The sequence below is a fragment of the Sphingobacteriales bacterium genome (genome assembly GCA_016719635.1).
Lineage (GTDB): Bacteria > Bacteroidota > Bacteroidia > Chitinophagales > JADIYW01 > JADJSS01.
Window position 1 is genome coordinate 397,963 of record JADJYT010000002.1, and the last position, 20,282, is coordinate 418,244.

Genomic DNA, 20,282 nt, shown 5'->3' on the forward strand with positions numbered 1-20,282 from the left:
AGGAAACATAATTGAAAGTAGGAAGTTCAAAACTGATTTTCGCCGGAAGCGCCTATTTGCCTTTTTTGTTGGCTGCTGCAATATATTTTTTAATGGCATCTACCAGGGATGGATTTTCAGGTGTAGGCGAAAAAATATTGATATTCAGTTTATGAGCCTTCACGGCATCTGCAGTTGAATTTCCAAAAATGGCAAGCCGGGTTTCTCCCTGACTGAACCTGGGGAAATTGGTATAGAGTGAATCTATCGCCGATGGATTAAAAAAGACGAGCATGTCATATTTCACATCGCTCAAATCCGAAAGGTCACTTGCAACTGTCTGATAGATGACTGCTTCACTGTAACTGATATTATGTTTCTGCAAAGCTTCGGCCAGTGCCTTATCCCGTACATTGGAACAAGGCAGCAGGAAACTGCCGCTTTCCTTGTGTTTAAGGATAACCTCCATTAGTTTCGGCAGTTTGCCATCACCATAAAAAACCTTGCGTTTTCTATAGTTAATGAATTTCTGAAGATAGAGCGCAATGGCTTCACTCAGGCAGAAATAACGGTTGTCTTCACTGATTTTAATCCTCAATTCGTCGCACATCCGGAAGTACTGCTCAATGGCTACCCTGCTGGTGAAAATGATACAGGAGAATTGATCAATATATACCTTATGTTTTCTGAAATCAGCTGCATTGATACCACGCACATGGGTAAACGGCCTCCAATCCAGTTTGAGCTTAAATTGCTCTGCGATATCGATATAGGGAGATTTCCCCAAATCTGGTTTAGGTTGTGAAATCAGGATGGATTTAACGGGTTTCAGTTTAGCCGGGTTAACGATTGCGGGAATAGGTTTTTCTTCTACCAATACTTTCTTATCTCCTTTAACAGGTGTCTTAGTGGCTGCCTTTACTGCCGGTAATCCCGTTGTCGTTTTTTTTACGTCAAGTTTGGAAACAGCTTTCTTTACTGCAACTGCATCTGTCGTTTTTTTAATTTTTACAGAATCTATTTTTGGCTTCTCAAGCGCCGCTTTTGCAGCAACCTTTTTTGGAACAGGTTTTGTCGCTTTGATATTTTTAGATGTTTTGACTGCTGAGTTTTTACTAGCTGATGCGCGTTTTTCAACCACTTTTTTACCCATTTTATCCATTTTTATGCAACGACATTTTTCAAAATATATTTAACCAGTACGAAAACAGGCAATATTTTGAAAGCACAAATATAAAGAAAAAAATGAAGTTTGTGAACGATACGGATATTACCCATGAGTTGATAACTTCTGATTGTGTTGAAAAAGACATATGCCGTTACAGAGAAAACCAGCGAAAACAATACAACATTCCATGATATGAAATCATTATATATATAAATCATCGACAAAAAAGGAGAAGTGCAACAATAAGAAACTCAGCAAAAAGATTTTGTAAAAAAAATACCCTGTATGAATCCTGCATTTGTATAACGGTGTTAAAAACATATTCCAGTAAATTCTTAAAGATGAAAAACACACTGAGCAAACTAAAAATTCGGTTAAAATAATACAAATCAAATGCATTAAAACCTATGTTCGCATAGTTTGCCAAAACTATATAGAGAATGAGTGACAGCATGAACAGCTTAACAATATAAATCCACACCACAGCCAGGATGGTGTCATATTTATTGCTTTTAAAATGGATAAAGAATTTTTTAACACTGAGCAACCCTTCGAAAAGTGAAAACATAAAATCAGCAAACAGCAGCCTCAGAAGCAGAATCAGCAACATAACGGCCAGACATATAAACAGAAATACACTGCTTTCCGAATGGCCTTTCGGGTGCTGTATCATTAAATTTTTACCGGGACTCCTATAGATGTCCTGTTGGAAAATGATCGCTTTCCACTGAGCAGAATCCAGTTTATTACGCAGGATTGAATCCTGATAACCCTTGTTAACGGAAGCGGTACCAGGCATCGAGAAGGAATGGAAACCGGTCAGCAGAAAGAAAACACAAACAATACATTTTGAAAACCCGGCAGCACGAAAATCCTGCAGAGCAGTTGACAGCTCGCTGATTGCACAAAAACACTCAGAAAACCGCGACATATCCAAAATGCAGTTTTGATTTACGGAAGTCAACGGGTTGGTTTTTTTGCTGGCCAAGTGCATACGTGAGGCCAAAAATACCAATTTTAGTTTCAAATGTCACACCTGTTCCAAACCCGAATGGAAAATCACTGTATACGGTATTATTAAATTTGCGGTGAATGTAGGCGGCGTCGAAGAAGATGAAAAAATAGGAATTGCGCAGTATCATCATTCTATACTCCAACGTAGTGACGTTATACGTACTGGCAAGAATGGATTGTTCGTCAAAACCCCGCAGCAATTTATTTCCACCGATACGCAAGAGTTCATTCCTCAAGAGACTCTGGTTGAACACCGCACCACCGTTTAAAGAGAATTTCAGAATATGCCGCTTCTTTTTGCCCAATGGGAGATAATAATTCCCATTCCAGAAAAGATCCCCTTTAATGGACTTAGTACGGATACTGTCGTACAGGGATGAATAATCAAAATCCGGCTGAAACGGATCAGTCAGGGAGGTAATCTGATTGTTTTCCCGTATCTTTTTAACCCCAATGGAACCGGTGAGTTTTAAGTCATATCCTTTCTGTGGATTGAACAGGTAGTCAAGATTTTCATAGTATGCCTGAACACCGTACTGATTGTACACCGCATCGAGATTAATCGGGAGCTTTTTATTAAACTTGACGAAAATGGTGTCCGGAGCCAAGACGAAGGTTTGAAAATATTTATAAAACCCCTTGATGTAATTGTTGGAACTCGTGATGTAAGGCAATCCCAGCTGCCAACCTAAATCAAGAGAAGAAGAGTCGCGCTTTTCCAGATTAAAGGTAAAGTTTATTCCGATGGGAACATTAAACAGGTAAGGATAATTGAACCGTATATCCAGCAGCTGAGACTGCGGCTGCAGCCTTCTCCACTGCAGAAAGATCTCTTCCCCACGCTTAAAGGCATTTTGCAGATGCAGCCTCACCTCTCCCGTTATAAGTATCTTCCCGTTGTTGCTGCCGGGCAGAAAGCCGACCAGAAAATCAAACGAATTCACTTTTCTCTTATCGAGGTACAGATGGATATCCGCCTTATCATCCCGGAATAGGACAGAACTTTGCTGACGGATGGTTGCATAAGGCAGTTTTTGAAGCAGCTTGTCTATATTCCGGATTTTGGATTCATTATAAGGCTGCTTTGATTTCAGCAGGACATAATTCTGTATAAACCCTTTCGTCAGTTTTGATTTTCCGTGGTTGATGAAACTGTCGATGGTAATATATTTTCCTTTGCTTACATTGTATTTATAATGAAGTACATCATCCCGTAACTGCATACTGTCATTTTCAATCCTTGCAAACGGATATCCGTTATTTTCCAGAATCCGGAGCAATCTTTCCTTATTGAGTTCGGTGTCATATATGGATTCCGGGGAAACCTTATTTCTTTTCTTTTTAGTTTCTGTAACCGAAGTATTCCTGACCTCATATTTTGGACCTATATGGAGAAACGCCAACAACGTATCCTGCCGTTTATAGATCGTATCAAATGAAGCCTCCCAATATCCGAGATGGATAAGCTGACTCCTTGTATCTGATAGAAACTGGTCGGCTTCGGTATCGTTCTTAAATGTACGTTTGGATTTTATTTTAGAAAACGCTGTATCTTTTTCCAGGCGCAAATGTATACTCTGACCGTATAAATGATTTACCGCGATGAGGCAGCACAGTAGTATAAAACGGGTTAAATTCAATCTTTACTTTTTACTAACTTTCCAAAGTTATCAATTATTGCGCATTCATTAGTACATTGCAGTGTAAATGGCAGGTATTTACATTCATATTCCATTTTGCAGACAGGCATGTACCTATTGCAATTTTCACTTTTCCACGCTTCAAAACAACAAACAGCAGGTATTGGATGCTATCCGGAAAGAAATGGTTTTACAGCAACATTTCTTTCCGGATAAAACGGTTATTGAAACGATTTATTTCGGAGGCGGAACGCCAAGCCTTTTGAACGCGTCTGAAATCAATACGATAATGGATGGCATACATTCCATTTGGGAAGTGAGCAATGCCGCTGAAATCACGTTAGAAGCAAATCCCGATGACTTAACCCAACCGTATCTGCTTGACCTACGGCGCTCAACACCTGTCAACCGGTTGAGCATCGGCATTCAATCTTTTTTTGAAGAAGACCTGCGTTATATGAACCGGGCACATTCCGCCGCCGAAGCAATATGTTCGATAAGGGATGCTCTGGAGGCTGGTTTTGGAAACCTTTCCATCGACCTGATTTACGGAACACCCACCATGAACGATACCCGCTGGGAAGAAAACCTGCAGGCGGCCTTTGACTTAAAAATCCCGCATATTTCCTGCTACGCACTTACTGTGGAAGATAAAACCACCCTGTCGCATCAGATAAAAAAGAAAAAAGTACTGCCGCCCGCTGATGAACAAACTGCCCGTCAATTCTCCCTGTTGATGGACGCCATGGCAGCACATCAATATACCCATTACGAGATATCCAACTTCTGCATCGGCCCGCATTTTGCGAAACACAATACCCATTACTGGAAAGGTGTTCCCTATCTGGGATTAGGCCCTTCGGCGCATTCCTTCGACGGGACAAAACGATACTGGAATATCAGCAATAATGCCGTTCATGCAAAGAAAATAAATGCCAATCTGGATGCCGGTGAGTTTGAGCTACTGACATCTGCCAATCTTTACAATGAGTATATCCTGACCCAAATACGGACGATCTGGGGCGTCGACACGGCTGTCATACTGACACGTTTTGGAGATGCCCTTCTTCATCATTTCCGACAGGAAGTATCCCCATTCTTGTTGAACCGATGGGTACAGGAAACGAATGGAATCTACACCCTGACGAATACAGGAAAATTATTTTGTGATTATATTACAGCCAATTTATTTACACAGGACAACTAAACTATTTCACACACAAAACTGAAAGAACGCATGAAAGGACCGAAAGATTTATACGTCAATATTTTCAATGAACTCATCCCGTTCAACAAGCATTTGGGATTAAAACTATCCGAGCTGACGGAGGGTTTTGCCAAAGCAACCATCGCTTTCAAGCCCGAGCTGGTGGGCGATTCGAGGATCCTGGCCGTTCACGGCGGTGTCATTTCCGCGGCGATGGATGCAGTGGGCGGCATTGCCGGAATTACCACCCTCCACTCCATCGAGGATAAAATCGTGACGGTGGATATGCGGGTGGATTATATCCGCTCCGCCCGAAATACCGGACTGATTATTGAAGCCCGTATTGTCAGGAGCGGCAACAGAATCATCACCACCAACATGCAGGTCTTTGCTGAAAATGACGGTACTTTAGTGGCAGAAGGAAGAGGTGTCTACCATGTCAGCCGGAAGAAGAAAGAAGAATAAACGGCATTTCAGATTTTATCATCTTGTCTTGAAAAATACATAGGGACCTAGTTTCTCATATAGACTTACAATGATTAAATCTGCGTGTTTAATGGTATAGGAATAATTTCCCATTTTATATACCTTTCTGAAAATTAAACACTATGAGCGAACTTACTTTAAGAGCACCCGGCGGCGACCATTACCAAACAGATTTCCTTTCCTGGTTTGACGGCATTGATGCCATGCTGAAACCTGCACCGGATGCCCCTCTGCCTAATGTGCTGGTGCATGTTGCACGAATCACCAAGACACCCGTCGGTATGACTCCAGGCGGCATGTTATTAATTAATCCCGAGAATAAAGAGATGCCGGATTTGTTCGGTTTTATCTGTGAGGATGAAGAACTGGGCAAATACTACGGTCCGAAAATTTTCAAGGGTACACCGTTTGAAAATGCCCCGGTGTTGATAGCGAAAATTTTTGTGTACAATGACTTTCCGAGAAGTGTGCACACAAAAATTGAAGTGGCCGGCCACATAATAGAACTGGAACTGTCCGAATTTGACGGGGCTCAGTATTACTACCGGACGGGTGGAATGCCTTTTACCCAACATGTGGTAGAAGCTGCGGCCCATAAAGCAGTCTTTAAATTTGACGGCAAGTTGTTGGGCGGCGAATTACCTCCGGATGGAATTGGCGGCGGACTGCCGGCGGTGTTCTCTCCGAGTGGTATGTATTATATCTGATTCTGAATATTATTCATTTTAAGTCAACCCGGGTGATTTTTTTTATTACCTGATTATAGAAATTGCCAACCTTACGGGTTGAGAATCCTATTTCTTACCGCAAAAACAGATACAGCATATAAACCACCAGCAGCATAAGGAGGAAACGGCACTTCCACAAATTCAGTGTCAGCTTTCTGCCCATCCAGAGCATTCCCATAATCAGCAGCGAGACGGCAATCAAAATGCCGATATCGACATTGAAAGACGGATTGTACTGCACCGGATGTATGAAGGCGGCCACTCCCAGCATCCCAAAAATATTGAGTATATTCTGCCCGACCAGATTACTGACTTCAAATTTTGTCTGATTCGCTTTCGTAATCATCATCCAGTAGAGCATGACGAAAGAACCGCCCAGCGATAACACAAATTGCCCCAGGAAACGTTGTGACAAGTCAAATTTTCTCGAAATATCGATTAGATTGTCTACCACCAGAACACCGCCGGCTATGAGGCCTATGGTACCTGCCGCCAACAAAACACCTGCAAACCAAAGTGCGTAATGACCGGTTTCTTCTTCTGTATCATTAAACCAGATGGTATGATGTTTTCGGACATTAAAATAGCCATATGTCATAAACAGAATAAAACCTCCCAGCAGCAGCACGCCCTCCTGTTTTGTTATCATCCTGACGGGTGAGGACACAGCAAACAATGATTTATTGGCAACTATGTACAGCAACAAGGCGCTCAGCATCAACGAAACGATACCGATGGTGGCCGTATTTTTATTGGCACGGATAGGACGGAATAAGCCAGTAATACTGAGAATGCCCAGCAGGTTGAAAATACAGCTTCCGATAATGGTACCCATTACCAGATCAAAATAGCCGTTATATGCAGCAAGCAAAACAGTGAATAGCTTAGGCAATGACGTGCCGAAAGCAACCACTGTAAAACTGATTACAGACTCAGGTAACTTTATTTTACGGGCTATGGAAGCTCCGCCGTCCACCAGCATTCCCGCACCCCTGTTCAGCAAAAAAAAGCCGATCAGCAACAGAGGGATATTCAGAAATAGGGAGATATACTGGATTTGCATCACCAATAATACAAAAACAATTTGAAAAAAAGCCACCGCATAAAGAGCGATGGCTTATTGTAGTTTAATGACAATCCTACAGGGTATAGGTCATCTTACAGACACCCATCATACCCATTACCGGAGATCCTGTAAAATACTGCTGTTTTTTGTTGTACAGGTTGGATAAGGATAAAGTTACATTATAATGGTTGTTCCAGAATCTGGGCGTATAGGAAATGTCTAAATCCATATCATGTGTCGGCCGGACATGTCCGACAAAGTTTCCGGACAAGACGGGATAACCAGCACTCCAGTTAAACCGCATACCCACATTTAAACCAATTTTTTCATGGTAATAATTTACGCCTACATTAACTTTATGTTTAGGTGAATTCAGTGCGACATAGCCTAATGGTGCACTGTCAACCCTTACAGAATCCTTATCTACAAAAGAATAATTTGTATTGAGACTAAATCCCTTTGGCAGGTACAAGGTAGAATTAAAATCTATCCCGTATAAAGTCAGGTCTCCTATGTTTCTGGTTACAAGCAATAAATTCGGTCCGCCGGCCTCTCTGGGCGTGATGACACCAATCGGCAGGTTTTCCACCGCTTTTCTGATGAGCCGGACAAATTCATCATCGCCTGTGCCATTATTATTTCCTCCGAATTTTTCACTGCCGTCTAGAAATGCATTCATAGCCAGTTTAACGATGGGGTTGAGGTTGTTATAATTTTGTGTAATACGTGGACCGAGAAATTCCATCAACTGGTTTGCATCAAACATAACCGTTGGCGTTAACAAGGTCACCGGAGCTAAATAATTTTTAAAATCGGTGCGGTAAAGATCGATTTGTATTCCAAACATTTTACCGATCACCCCCTTGTATCCGAATTCATACGTATAGGTAGTGGTGGGTGTCAATCCTTTTATATCCTGGGTGTTTTTCCATTTATCATTGTTGGATTCAAATTTCTGTTTGGCGGTATTCAAATTATTCACCACCTGATTGATGTCTCCCGGTATGTTTTGCGGAATAATCATATTGACCACATCGTTGATGATTGGCAACAGCACGGAGTTGTTATCTATATTCGCCTGCACTCCGAACTGGCTTCGGATGGCTCCCAATACCCCCTGCCAGCCGGTCTGGGTAAAGGATGCATCGCCCACATCGTGAAATTGACCGGTCGTCCCGTACGGAGATAAGAACTGCGGCAACACCTGTCCTCCGAAATTCGGATTGGCATTGAAACTATATGTAAAACCGTTTCTTGGTGTTCCAACATTTCTTATTTCAATTCCTTCCGGTATTTCTCCCTGTTTTACATCAACATAATATGCCGCTGAAGCCGGATTTTTGAATGCCCTGTTGAAAGTAAACCGTAAATTATGTCCGGTTCCGGGTTTATAGACAAAAGCAACCTTTGGTGACACTAATAATTTCTTTACGGCAGTATTGTAATCTAAACGTGTAGCGACAATTGCACTCACCCTTGGATGCAGCCTGTAATCTCCCTGGAGATAAATACCATATTCATCAATATTGTCTTTATTTTCGTATTTTCCGTTGAGTGTACCTTTTGTTTCCGGTCTGGTAAAGAAAGCATCAAATCCATACACCAGGTTAATTCGCTTAATAATCAGCGTTGAGTGCTGCACCTGGAAAGAATACATGTGCGACTTATCAATATACCTGCCTCCAACGGGGACAAAATAAGTTTTGTTGGAGTTATTGCCATTCATATAAGCCTGCACAAACAAATCTTTCCACATGAAGCGTATCTGTGCCCAGCTGTAGGTCCAGTTTTTATTCTGCATCGCTCCTACCGGGCTGGCTATAATGCCATTGCTTACATTGACACCCCCTGCCAGCACGATATTAAAATCTTCCTTAATCTTAAAATCCAGACGGGCATCGACCTGTCCGTTCAAGATGGTTTCATCCCGTTCATTTAAAACCGGACTTCCCAGTCCGTTGGAGTCTATCGTACCATCGGGGCGCTCGTAATATACGGTATCCGCAGAGGCAGAGAAACGGACAACGGAAGAAGGGTCTCCCAGATCGCTGTATCTCCAATCATGTCCTGTAAACAATTTGGAAGACACCTTGATTCCCATTTTCAGTTTTGGTCTTTTGGTATGGATCGTATCGGCTATATAAATCCCGGTTGAGAATAATATCCTATCCTTTAGTTTAGCATAGTCAAATCTGGGATTCTCCCTGTTTATATCAGTTAATGTGTTTTTTATTTTCACACGGGCACCTATTGCTATCCAGAATTTAATTTCCTGTGTCTTTAACGGTGACTTTGTGATGATATGGATAACTCCGTTATTGGCATTCGGTCCGTAAAGAGCTGCTGCCGGCCCCTTCAATACTTCTATACGCTCAATATCTTCGTCCGTGGTGGTCATCATCTGATACATGTTCAGACCGGTATTAGGAAGCTTGGCGACTCTGTTATCTGTCAATGACATCACATCACTGTTGAAATACCCGTTAAATCCGCGGACAGAAGGTGTACCCCCCTGAACACCGGAACGCATGACCTGCACACCTGACAGATTCTTTAAATGGTCGGTTATACCTAACCCTGCTTTGTTAGAAATTGCTGTCGCATCTACCGACACAATAGATGCCGGTGCATCTAATATCTTTTCTTTGGTTCTGGATGCAGATACCACTACTGTTGTTAATTCTGTCTCTTCGGTTGCCATTTCAAGATTAACCGTTTCATTTCCGGTTACCGTATGTTTTTGGTCCGTATAACCGACATAGCGGAATATTACAACATCCCCCTCATTCACATTTAACTCAAAGTTGCCGTCAAAATCTGTAACGGTGCCTTTCATCTGGTCTCCTTCGACGAAAATATTAACCCCTACCAATTCTTCTTTGGTTTGTTTGTCTTTCAGTACACCTTTAACGGTAAATTCTTTGTTTGACTTTCTGATGATAACAGAAGGCGGTGGTAATTTCTTTTCCTTTTCTTCTTTTTCCTTTTGAGTTTGAGCAAACAGTGGTAAACAAAAAAATAAAATGGATGAAAATAAAATTAACTGCTTTACATTCTTCATAAATTGTCCTTTAGAACGACTTTCAGGCTGAATATGGTATTTCACCCCAAAACTATCTGCAAATATCCAAAATTGAAATGAATTGGAATTGCAATATTGTTAACACCTGTAATTTACAGGTAATAAAGTAACCATTTTTGGTTATGTTGTTTGTTGATAAAATTGATTTTAGAATTAAAAATGTTCATAACGAAGAGAATCAGGCCAATACTTCTGAAGGAATCCTCAGTTTAAGGCCATGAATTTCTTCTGAAACCGGTATCTGACAGGAAAGCCGGCAATTTCCTGTATAACAGGGCAACGATTCCAGCATACACATCTCGCTATCATTTGCACCATCTAGCATGATTTCATCTTTATTCAGCACCTCCACCCGGCAAGTTCCACACAGGGCTATGCCGCCGCAGATCGCCTCAACAGGATATCCATCTCCTTTCAAAGCCTCCATTAATGAAAGTTGAACGCCGGTAGGAACCTCTAAGGTTTTAAACGAAAAGTCGTCCTGTTGAATATGAATATTGATGCTATCCAAGAAATACGGTGGTGTTTTAAGATGGAAATATCTGATTAAAATCCGTTCACTCCGTTGACGGTGGTGTATTTTAAGGTTGGTTTTTTTCCATTAATCATTTCGGAAGCACTCTGCGCCATCATGGCAGCCTCGTGAAACCCGCATAAAATCAACTTTAATTTACCCTCGTAATTATTGATATCTCCTACGGCATAAATCCCTTTGACATTGGTAGAATAATCTCTGGTATCCACATTGATGGCATTTTTTTCGATATTCAGCCCCCAATTGGCAATCGGACCTAGTTTAGGACTTAAACCAAACAATGCCAGATAATAATCACATTCCACCTCTTTGGCAGTGCCGTCATTATGTGAGATGGTCACCGTCTCCAGTTTGCCATCGCCATGCAGCTGCGTGACATTTGAACTCAGTTCCAGTTTTATTTTTCCTTCTGCTGCTAATTCATTTACCTTATCTACGCTGTCCGGTGCCCCGCGGAACATTTCACCTCTGTGCACCATAGTCAGTTCAGCCGCAACATCAGCCAGAAACAAGGTCCAGTCTAAAGCACTGTCGCCTCCACCGGCTATCACTATTCTTTTATTACGGTATTTCTCCGGATCAAGCACCATGTACTCTACTCCGTTTTTTTCGTAGTCTGCCAGGTTGCTGATAGCCGGTTTGCGCGGTTCAAAAACACCCAGCCCGCCGGCTATGCAAATAATTTTTGCATGAATCTTTGTACCTAAATGGGTGGTCAGGATGAATGAATTCTCCTCCAGTTTTTCGATTTCCTCGATACGCTCACCGAGCGTAAATGTCGGATGAAACGGTTTGGCCTGCTCCATCAGGTTATCTACCAGTTCCTGTGCCCCTACGACCGGATATCCCGGTATGTCGTAGATAGGTTTTTTAGGATAAATTTCGGATAGCTGTCCGCCGGGTTGCGGCAGATAATCCACTAAATGACATCGCATTTTAAGTAATCCTGCTTCAAAAATGGCAAACAAACCTACAGGTCCGGCGCCAATAATACAAATATCTGTTTCTATCATAATGAATAAAGTTAAAAACGAACATTTTACGATAAACGTACAATTATACGAAAATCAAAAATAAGAAGACTGACTTTAAAGGAATGTTATGATTTTCAGCAGGGTTGAAAGAATATCCGGTAAGTTACTTTCCATAACTAACTTAAGTGTTCCCGCAAATGCGGGAACCTTCCTAAAAATAATTGGCTAGCAAACAGGTCTATTTAATTACAGACTTTTTCAAATCCAGTTTAAGTACACCTTCTTTGTATTTTACCTTCATATCAGCCGCACTTACAGCTTGTGGCAATGCAATGGTTCTGCTCCAGGATGCAAAACTATATTCCTGAACGAGGTAATTTTTCCTTTTTTCTTCTATTTTGCTCTCTTTTGAACTGCCAATGGTTAACTGGTTGCCGTTCACTTTCACTTTAATATCCTTTTTGCTTATCCCGGGAATGGAGATTCTCACTTTAAATTCCTCTCCGGCATCCCAGATATTCCAAAATGGACTGCTGATAATCTGCACTTCTTTTTTTGCAGGAACTGATGGAGACGCAGCCTTTGCTACTGGTTTTGTTACCGGTTTTGGTGCAGCCTTTTTTACCGCAGGGCGCTTTGATCTTACTGCGGTCGCTGTTGGTTTTTTAGTTGTTTTCATATCTTGTTATTTTTATGGATTAATTAATTATTCGTGTGAAATAAGAATTGGTACCCGCACTTCCTTTAAAATGGTATTTGCCATACTTTTTTTCAATAATCTTGAAAACGCACTTCTGCCGAATGCCCCCATTACAATAAATCCATTTTCCTCATTCAGCTTAAAATAACTGTATAAGGCATCGCCCAAACGTGAATTGTGCTCCAAATCAATTTTCAGATTTAAAAAATGCTGATGCAGTAAATCCTTAATATTTTCGCTGTGCGATAAATGATCGGAAGACGCATCGCTGAAGGAGACCAAGGTCGTGGGTTTGGATGCCCACTCCGGAAATACATAGGAATACATCTTAATGGCATGTACGCTGGCGGGAGTTCCGTCATAACACAAGAATACATTATCTATCTGCTGTGGCTTATTGGGAACGACCAGCACGGGACAATGTGCATCCTCTAAAATATCAACTACGAAATTAGACAGCTGGTGGGCATTGACATAGGTAAAACTCATGTGTTCATCCAATACCAGCAAATCAGCAAACACCGTTTCCCTGATCAGAAAATCAACGATATCCGTACCATCATGTATGTGTGCCTTATGTCTGACATTTTCCTTCTTACACCTTTCATTGAACAATTTCAGATTCAACTCTAATTTTTCACTGTCCGCCTTCTGTCGGTTAATGATATTCGTATACTGCGTAGGAACGAGTGTAAATACACCCGGTAAATCGTCGTAAATGTAAGACATATCGTGTAAAAATATCCCTAACACCATGCCACCGGACTGTTTGGCTATATTAATGGCATGTTCCAATGCATATTCATTATATGTAATGGAATCAATAGCGACAATCACTTTTTTCATTTTTTATTTATTTTATTATTCTTATGCATAAAGTTAATAACAAAAATGAATGAATGGTATGATATATATCATCTAAAAAATACAACCGATATCCAGAAAGCCCAACAAATCCTCCATGCTTTTATTTTTATTCTGAAAAGTGTGACACAAGAACAAAAGATTCCATAAATTGTCATTTCAAAAACGAGTATGAAGGTATGTATCATTGGCGCCGGAGCTTCGGGTATTGCAGCCTGTAAAGTCATGAAGGAAAATAAGATTGACTTCGATTGTTATGAAAAAGGCTCAGACATAGGCGGATTGTGGTGGTATGGCAATGACAACGGCCAAAACTCTGTCTACAAATCTCTCTGCATAAACACGTCCAAACAAATGATGGCCTATTCCGATTTCCCGATGCCGGACGATTATCCGGATTATCCGCATCACAGCCTGATTCATCAATATTTCAAGGATTATGCAGCACATTTCGGGTTTGAAAAAGACATTCATTTTAAGACTACTGCTACACAAGTTGAAAAGAAAGGGGATAAATACCTGGTTACAACGGATAAAACCGGCACAAAAGAATACGATGCCGTCTTGGTCTGCAACGGGCATCACTGGAAACCTAAATATGCATCGTTTGACGGAACATTTGACGGAAAAGTCCTTCATGCCCATGATTACAAGACTGTGGATGGATTCGAAGATAAATCTGTCTTGGTTATCGGCATCGGTAATTCTGCGGTAGATATTGCCTGTGAACTCTGCACAGTGGCTAAGAAAGTGGTGATATCTACCAGAAGCGGCGCCTATATCATTCCAAAATATTTATTTGGCATTCCCACCGACCACATCTCCAAACCACCGCTGGCATATGCTCCGCTCTTCCTGCAGCGTGCCGCCCTGCAGACAGCCCTTCAGATTAATGTGGGCAAACAGGAAAACTACGGTGTACCGACTCCCAATCGTCCAATTTTATCCGAACATCCGACCATTTCACAGGATTTACTGAATAAGGTGGGACATGGAAAGGTCAAGATCAGACCCAATGTTAAGATGCTGAATGGAAATGCCGTTATTTTTGATGATGGAACCGAAGAAACATTTGATGTACTGATCTACTGCACCGGTTACAGCATCACCTTTCCTTTCTTTGACAAGAATTTCCTTGATCCAAAAGATAACAATGTGCAATTATACCATAAGGTAGTACATCCCGAACATAAGAATTTATTTTTTCTGGGTCTTATTCAGCCGCTGGGAGCCATCATGCCACTTTCAGAGATGCAGGCAAAATGGATAGCGGGTATATTATCCGGTAAGTCTAAACTTCCGTCAAAAGAAAAAATGCATCAAACAATTAAGGAAGACAGAGCCGAGATGAAAAAACGGTATAAGGATTCTGAGCGGCATACGGTTCAGGTGGATTTTTATCCTTACAAACGTCTGCTGGAACAGGCTATGAAATATTAATCGTGCTTATTTCCAATGCCCAGGCACCCAATGCCATCCATATTTTGTATTCTTCCAGTGTCCCTGAACCCATACCATACCATTATTGGGTACTACCCATTTTCCTTCTATCCATACATATTGATTAGCTTTCGGACTCCATACCCAATCACCGTCTATCCATACGTGTTTCGGGCCGGGGCAGGCTGGGCGCACCACCACCACTTTTGAATTATTCGGCCTTACTTTTACATATACATGCGGAGGCCTGGCTGTTGTGTGCAAAGCGACAACAACTACAAGCATCATCATTACTATTATTTTTCTCATTGTCTATATTTTATGGTCATTAAATCTGTATTATTTTATTATTGGACTGCTTAAAAAACAAAAGGTTTAATTTTTAAAATTTTTTTTTAAAAATATTTGCATAATTGCCTGATTTCATTTTACATTTAGCCAATGATTTTAAAACTCATCAACAACATACTGTCTGTGGGAAAGAAAACAAAAAGAGAAGAACCGAAAAAAGCTGCCAAGCCGGCTCCTAAACCTGTTCGTCCTGCAGCCAAAAAAGTTGCAGCAGCTAAGCCTGCACGGGCAACTGTTGGGAAAAAACCTTCTAAACCCGCTGTAAAAAAAGCAACGATAAAGATTCCTGCTAAAGCACCTGTGAAGAAAGCTGCAAAAACTCTTCCAAAAGAAAAAGTGAAAGCTAAAGTTGCCGTTAAACCAGCTATTAAAAAAGCAGCCGCAAAACCGGCTGTAAAGAAACCGGCAAAAAATGCTGCGGTTAAATCAAAAACTCCTTTAAAAAACAATAAGAAACCCCAACCAACTGTGACCAAGAAAACCACACCTGCAAAAGCTGTATCCAAACCCACCCGAAAGGTGGAAGTGCCGAAGAAAGTACCCGCTAAGAAAATAAGTACCCCTGCTGTTAAAGCGGTTGTGAAGAAACCGGTACCTGTTGTGCATGTAAAACAACCCAAATCTGTGGCGAAACAAGAGCCTCCTAAAAAAGTACCGACAACACCGGTGTCAAAATCAGCAGGCAAAAAAAATAAAAAACAACCCGAGACCGCTGTACCTGCTAAACCGGTTCTGCCGGTAGTTCCACCCGGCGGCAAACGCAAGTTAATTGTGGATTATAAAAATGTACCCGATGAAGTCCTGAGAGCATTGTCGGAAAAATATCCGCATGGATACAACAAAGGCATTATTAAATTCACCAATGCAAAAAAGGAAGTGGTATCCGCCGTACCTATTGAATTGGGGGATATCTCCTATTTGGTGAAAGTCAGTACACAACTTCAAAAGATGGTGGATGATTACGATGAAGATGAGTTGTTCCCGGAAGTAGCAGCCCCTATTGAAAAAGAAATATCTGTCGGTGCGGCAGGCGATTTTGATGATTTTGACAAGAGTGATGAGGATGATTCGCCAAAAAGAAAAGCCAAAGGAAGGGTAAAGAGCGCCGATGACCTGGAATATGGGTTTGACGAGGATGACGACGAGGATGACGACGAGGATGACGACGAGGATGACGACGATTCTGTCAGCGATGAGGAGGATGAGGAGGATGACGAATAAAACATAAATGAGGAAGGGATTCAAATTGAATCCCTTCCTCATTTATATCCTGTCATTAAGGCATCCCAACTAAAAAGAGCCAAACCCACTTCAATATAAAATAGGTTAATACGGCTAATATTATATAGATTACCGATACAACGGCTAATACAGGAAGGACAACAGACCATGCACTTCCATGGTGTTTTCCTTCTTCAAAATGTTCAATCGCCAAAATCAGATTCCTTCTGTTGGCCTTATAAAAAACATCAAAGAACCTTCCTATAAACGGCACCAGTCCAACAATGGCATCGATGGTACTGTTTACCACCATTTTTGCAACCGACTTGCCGCTTGCGCCATTTCGAAGCATAGCAATTAATAGATAAATGGAAATGCCATAATCTACTAGGTCACCGAAACCCGGAACCAACCCGATGATAGGATCTATGCCAAAAGTCATATTAGTGCCCGGAATTCGAAACTGGCTATCCATTAAACGAACCAGACGAGCTATCTTCTGCAGCGATGGGGGTATGGTTTTGCCTTCTATTTTATTAGGACCGGGCATCAGGGTTCGACCGTAATCATATTTAATCCCAGCAAATGCTGTTCATCATACGATACCCCCAGAAAACCAAAGAGTCCGCCGGATGCTTCTGCAACAGATTGTGCCAGACTTCTCAGCGTTTTGAGTAATGAGCGGGCATATAATGAATCCACTTTTAGGAGGATATCGTTCAGTTTCGTAAGTTCCAAAACCAACAGGTGTGTGCGTTCTTCCGCCGGCAGTTGGCCATATAGTTGAGTTAAAGATATCAGCTGTGATTCAAAATTCGTTTCTACCTCATTAAAAAAGTCAAATAAAATGGGATCTCCGACAGATGCTCTCAACCGAACGACATGCTTTGACTGTTCTTTTTCTTCCGCATCAAAGTTATCGTCTGCCCCTCCGATTAAATAGGAAACCAATGCCGGAGAAAGGTATATCAATGTTTTTTCCTCTTCTGATAAATGATTGAATTGTAAAATAGCCATCTTTAAAACTTTGATATGCAAACCTACGTATTTTTTTTGATTTCATGATAAACAACTGCCCTTAAAGTGACCATAAATAACCAATTGTTCACAAATCATTTGGTAAAAAATATGGGATTTATTTTTGATTTTTAAATCAAACCTATATCTTTAAGCATTATTTAACTAAAAAAATAAATTTATGAAAAAACTTACTGTTTTCGCTTTCGCAGCGATTCTGACACTGGGAGCATCTTCCTGCAAAAAAGCATGTAAATGTACCATTACAGATGCAGCTCTTGATCCTGCAGCTGTATCCGCATTTAATACCGCCGCCTCAGCAGCCGGATCTAATCAAACTCTTTGTGATGCAGTGGATGCTAGTGTTACTGCAGTTTCGACCGTTGCTACAGATGGATGTTCATTGAAATAAACACATCTGTCAACTGTTATTAATTTAAAGGGCGATATTCATCGCTCTTTTTTTTATCTTTAACTTTTATGAGAAAAACACTCTCCATCTTACTAAGCATTTCCTTAGGTATCGTCTTTATAGTATCTGCCGCTTCCAAGATATACCCGATGGAGCCGTTCGAGTACCAATTTGTGGATATGGGAATGGCTACCTGGAAGACATCGCCCTATATTGCCCGGCTGTTTATAGGCATGGAGTTTTTTCTGGGCATGCTGCTCATACTGAATATAGCCCTGCGAAAGATTACGGTAAAATTTGCCACAGCCCTGCTGATTGTATTTTCCGTCTATTTGGTTTATAAAATCATTACCGAAGGCAATACCGGCAACTGCGGCTGCTTTGGTGAATTGGTCGTCATGTCTCCTTTGCAAGGCATTCTTAAAAACCTGTTTCTACTGGTATGTTTTATTGTATTATATCTCATTTCGGAAAAAGATTACTGGAACACCAGGTGGAAACTTATTATAAGCCCTGTATTGCTTATAGGTTCCATGTGCCTTGGATTCTTCATATACCCCGTAAATCCTACCTTCTCTTCCACCCTTGACAAAGAAAAGGTGAACTACAGATTGCCGTTGGAACTTATGTACCAGCCGTCAAAGACAGAAAAACCAAAAATTGACCTGAGAAAGGGAAAACATATCATTGCATTCATGAGTCTGACGTGTTCTCACTGCAGAATCGCCGGTAAAAAACTGGCTGTCATTCATAAGAAAAATCCCACTCTCCCGATTTACATAGCACTTAACGGTGATAAAAAACTGGAGAAAGCATTTTTTGAAGACACCCACACTCAAAATATCCCGCATAATCTGTTTTTAGGCCCTGCAGACTGGATAAAGGTAGCAGGCATCGGCTTACCGGTCATTATGTATGTCGATAACAGCACCGTTAAAAAGAAATTCAATGGCATTACGATGAATCAGGAGGATATGGAAAAATGGATGGCAGAATAATTATTGAAGGACAAACCGTTGTGAGCGGCTGCCTTCCTCATCTATCAGCACTATCGTATAAGAACCTTTAGTCAGGAAGGAAAAATCAAACTCATAATAGTTTGACCTTCTTGAATCATTGTTCATCCTTTGATCATATACACATCTTCCAAGCACATCGAATAACTGAACTTTACTGCCGGGATGAATCAATTCCTGATGAATGATAAATTTGCCATTGTTCGGATTCGGGTAAAGGGTGGTTTTATCATTTTTTTGTGGTATGTAACCCGTAGAAACATCCGGTGCTTCATACACGTTGACCACTTGAAAATAGGCAGAATCATTATCTTTATTGGCGGCCATACCTCTCACTCTCATAATTTTATCTACCAGCGGATAGTCGTAATCAACGTGGATATGGCCCGTCATCCAGAGCCCCAGATTTGGCTTATACGGTTTCAGCATATCCGTCAGTTTTGTATATTCGTCCCAGTCAAATACAAAATTGGAAAGTATCACCAATATGTTTTCTGTAGCGGGATGGTGTGAAATAAACAGCACATTGTGGTTCTTTTTGTGCGGATTGACCGCCAGTTCCTCTTTCAGCCAGCGGTAAGTACCTCCCTGCCAGTCCATCAACTGTGCTTCCGGTCCGATGCCCGGTTCTGCTTTATTCACATGATATCGGGGGTTAAAATCCAATCCGTAAAAAACAAACCCATCGTATTCAAACGAAAAATTCTGGAGATAATGCTCCAGGCCTGTTTCAGGATTGTATGTCCTGAAAAGTCTTGTTCCGTCATTCCAGTTATCAAAAAACAGTTTTGCATTATCGTACACCTCTCCAAACACTTCGTTGATGACAGAATCACCCGAAGCATAGGGTGCTTCCGTCTGATATTTTACATAAGGCCATACATCGTGATTGCCAATAACAGGCACATAAGGCACCTGCAATCCGTTCATAATTTCCTTGAATTTCAGGAATTCGGATTTTTCAGCACTGCCGGTCAAATCTCCGGATACCACCACAAATTTTATATTCTTATCCTGACGGTGAAAATTAATCCACTTTACGGCCTCCCGCAGGGCATTCGCCGGTTTGGAATTATCCGTATCTGGCATGGTGTCATTAAAGAATCCCGGCGTACCATAGTCGGCAATTCCCTCTCCGATATGAGTATCCGTTATATGTACAAATGAAAATTTATACTGCGCTCCCGGAATTTCTTTGTTCAGATCAAATTCAGGCATCGTTTTTGTTTGAGAGAAGGAAGAAAAAGGAATAACCATCAGACAGATATAAAGCAGGTGATATTTTTTCAGGCGCATGAAATGGATTTTATACCTTAAAAATAGTCAAACAACCTGAATTATTAGTTATCCACAGCACAATAGTATATAAGTGTTTGACGTTA

At 41.1% G+C, this 20,282-nt stretch carries 22 protein-coding genes; 7 read left to right on the forward strand and 15 right to left on the reverse strand.

Annotated elements, in window-relative coordinates:
• Window positions 1-52: 52 nt before the first annotated feature.
• The 4 genes from IPM95_05945 to IPM95_05960 are packed head-to-tail and all read right to left on the reverse strand — an operon-like array spanning window position 53 to window position 3,801.
• Window positions 53-1,132 carry a uroporphyrinogen-III synthase gene (locus tag IPM95_05945; protein MBK9328855.1) on the reverse strand — a complete coding sequence of 360 codons (1,080 nt, stop codon included), beginning with the start codon at window positions 1,130-1,132 and terminating at the stop codon, window positions 53-55.
• 11 nt (window positions 1,133-1,143) lie between these two features.
• Window positions 1,144-1,365: a DUF4271 domain-containing protein gene (locus IPM95_05950; protein ID MBK9328856.1), complete on the reverse strand. Its 222-nt coding sequence runs from the start codon at window positions 1,363-1,365 to the stop codon at window positions 1,144-1,146.
• Entirely contained in the window at window positions 1,362-2,078 is a 717-nt protein-coding gene (locus IPM95_05955; protein MBK9328857.1) for a hypothetical protein, read from the reverse strand. The genes IPM95_05950 and IPM95_05955 overlap by 4 nt, the downstream gene beginning before the upstream one ends.
• Window positions 2,062-3,801 carry a hypothetical protein gene (locus IPM95_05960; protein MBK9328858.1) on the reverse strand — a complete coding sequence of 580 codons (1,740 nt, stop codon included), beginning with the start codon at window positions 3,799-3,801 and terminating at the stop codon, window positions 2,062-2,064. The genes IPM95_05955 and IPM95_05960 overlap by 17 nt, the downstream gene beginning before the upstream one ends.
• A 67-nt stretch (window positions 3,802-3,868) precedes the next feature.
• On the opposite strand from IPM95_05960, the gene hemW reads away from it, so the two are divergent.
• The 3 genes from hemW (at window position 3,869) to IPM95_05975 (ending at window position 6,201) form a co-directional block, all read left to right on the forward strand.
• Window positions 3,869-5,008: a radical SAM family heme chaperone HemW gene (gene hemW / locus IPM95_05965; protein ID MBK9328859.1), complete on the forward strand. Its 1,140-nt coding sequence runs from the start codon at window positions 3,869-3,871 to the stop codon at window positions 5,006-5,008.
• Window positions 5,009-5,038: 30 nt separating this feature from the next.
• Window positions 5,039-5,473 (forward strand): hotdog fold thioesterase, encoded by a 435-nt coding sequence (locus tag IPM95_05970; protein MBK9328860.1) that lies wholly within the window; start codon window positions 5,039-5,041, stop codon window positions 5,471-5,473.
• A 143-nt stretch (window positions 5,474-5,616) separates the two neighbouring features.
• The gene (locus tag IPM95_05975) at window positions 5,617-6,201 is read left to right on the forward strand and encodes a hypothetical protein (GenBank protein MBK9328861.1); all 585 of its coding nucleotides are present in this window, start codon (window positions 5,617-5,619) and stop codon (window positions 6,199-6,201) included.
• A 94-nt stretch (window positions 6,202-6,295) separates the two neighbouring features.
• Here the strand turns inward: IPM95_05975 and IPM95_05980 are convergent, their stop codons facing one another.
• From IPM95_05980 to IPM95_06005, 6 genes are all read right to left on the reverse strand, one after another.
• Window positions 6,296-7,285, reverse strand: coding sequence for a hypothetical protein (locus IPM95_05980; protein MBK9328862.1), 990 nt, complete (start codon window positions 7,283-7,285; stop codon window positions 6,296-6,298).
• A 76-nt stretch (window positions 7,286-7,361) separates the two neighbouring features.
• Window positions 7,362-10,349 carry a TonB-dependent receptor gene (locus IPM95_05985; protein MBK9328863.1) on the reverse strand — a complete coding sequence of 996 codons (2,988 nt, stop codon included), beginning with the start codon at window positions 10,347-10,349 and terminating at the stop codon, window positions 7,362-7,364.
• A gap of 199 nt (window positions 10,350-10,548) precedes the next feature.
• Entirely contained in the window at window positions 10,549-10,881 is a 333-nt protein-coding gene (locus IPM95_05990; protein MBK9328864.1) for a (2Fe-2S)-binding protein, read from the reverse strand.
• A gap of 35 nt (window positions 10,882-10,916) precedes the next feature.
• Window positions 10,917-11,918: an NAD(P)/FAD-dependent oxidoreductase gene (locus tag IPM95_05995; protein ID MBK9328865.1), complete on the reverse strand. Its 1,002-nt coding sequence runs from the start codon at window positions 11,916-11,918 to the stop codon at window positions 10,917-10,919.
• Window positions 11,919-12,117: 199 nt separating this feature from the next.
• Complete coding sequence (locus IPM95_06000) at window positions 12,118-12,558, reverse strand: Hsp20/alpha crystallin family protein (protein MBK9328866.1); 441 nt, start codon at window positions 12,556-12,558, stop codon at window positions 12,118-12,120.
• A 27-nt stretch (window positions 12,559-12,585) separates the two neighbouring features.
• Entirely contained in the window at window positions 12,586-13,425 is an 840-nt protein-coding gene (locus IPM95_06005; protein ID MBK9328867.1) for a universal stress protein, read from the reverse strand.
• A 189-nt stretch (window positions 13,426-13,614) separates the two neighbouring features.
• Here IPM95_06005 and IPM95_06010 point away from each other — a divergent pair, with 189 nt between their 5' ends.
• Window positions 13,615-14,883, forward strand: a complete 1,269-nt coding sequence (locus tag IPM95_06010; GenBank protein ID MBK9328868.1) for an NAD(P)-binding domain-containing protein — start codon at window positions 13,615-13,617, stop codon at window positions 14,881-14,883.
• A 6-nt stretch (window positions 14,884-14,889) separates the two neighbouring features.
• On the opposite strand, the gene IPM95_06015 is transcribed toward IPM95_06010, so the two are convergent.
• Together IPM95_06015 and IPM95_06020 are read right to left on the reverse strand one after the other, a co-directional pair.
• Window positions 14,890-15,192: a YXWGXW repeat-containing protein gene (locus tag IPM95_06015; protein MBK9328869.1), complete on the reverse strand. Its 303-nt coding sequence runs from the start codon at window positions 15,190-15,192 to the stop codon at window positions 14,890-14,892.
• A gap of 125 nt (window positions 15,193-15,317) precedes the next feature.
• Window positions 15,318-15,740 (reverse strand): hypothetical protein, encoded by a 423-nt coding sequence (locus IPM95_06020; protein MBK9328870.1) that lies wholly within the window; start codon window positions 15,738-15,740, stop codon window positions 15,318-15,320.
• On the opposite strand from IPM95_06020, the gene IPM95_06025 reads away from it, so the two are divergent.
• Window positions 15,703-16,455 carry a hypothetical protein gene (locus IPM95_06025; protein ID MBK9328871.1) on the forward strand — a complete coding sequence of 251 codons (753 nt, stop codon included), beginning with the start codon at window positions 15,703-15,705 and terminating at the stop codon, window positions 16,453-16,455. The two genes, IPM95_06020 and IPM95_06025, sit on opposite strands and share 38 nt — an antisense overlap.
• Window positions 16,456-16,510: 55 nt before the next feature.
• On the opposite strand, the gene IPM95_06030 is transcribed toward IPM95_06025, so the two are convergent.
• The gene (locus IPM95_06030; GenBank protein ID MBK9328872.1) at window positions 16,511-17,005 is read right to left on the reverse strand and encodes a DUF4112 domain-containing protein; all 495 of its coding nucleotides are present in this window, start codon (window positions 17,003-17,005) and stop codon (window positions 16,511-16,513) included.
• The gene (locus IPM95_06035) at window positions 17,005-17,472 is read right to left on the reverse strand and encodes a hypothetical protein (GenBank protein MBK9328873.1); all 468 of its coding nucleotides are present in this window, start codon (window positions 17,470-17,472) and stop codon (window positions 17,005-17,007) included. Before IPM95_06035 ends, IPM95_06030 begins: the two co-directional genes overlap by 1 nt.
• A gap of 181 nt (window positions 17,473-17,653) precedes the next feature.
• Between IPM95_06035 and IPM95_06040 the strand changes: the two genes are divergently transcribed.
• Both IPM95_06040 and IPM95_06045 read left to right on the forward strand, forming a co-directional pair.
• The gene (locus tag IPM95_06040) at window positions 17,654-17,884 is read left to right on the forward strand and encodes a hypothetical protein (GenBank protein ID MBK9328874.1); all 231 of its coding nucleotides are present in this window, start codon (window positions 17,654-17,656) and stop codon (window positions 17,882-17,884) included.
• Between the two features lie 68 nt (window positions 17,885-17,952).
• Window positions 17,953-18,882, forward strand: a complete 930-nt coding sequence (locus tag IPM95_06045; GenBank protein ID MBK9328875.1) for a DoxX family membrane protein — start codon at window positions 17,953-17,955, stop codon at window positions 18,880-18,882.
• Here the strand turns inward: IPM95_06045 and IPM95_06050 are convergent, their stop codons facing one another.
• Window positions 18,883-20,196 (reverse strand): metallophosphoesterase, encoded by a 1,314-nt coding sequence (locus tag IPM95_06050; protein ID MBK9328876.1) that lies wholly within the window; start codon window positions 20,194-20,196, stop codon window positions 18,883-18,885.
• Window positions 20,197-20,282: the final 86 nt, after the last annotated feature.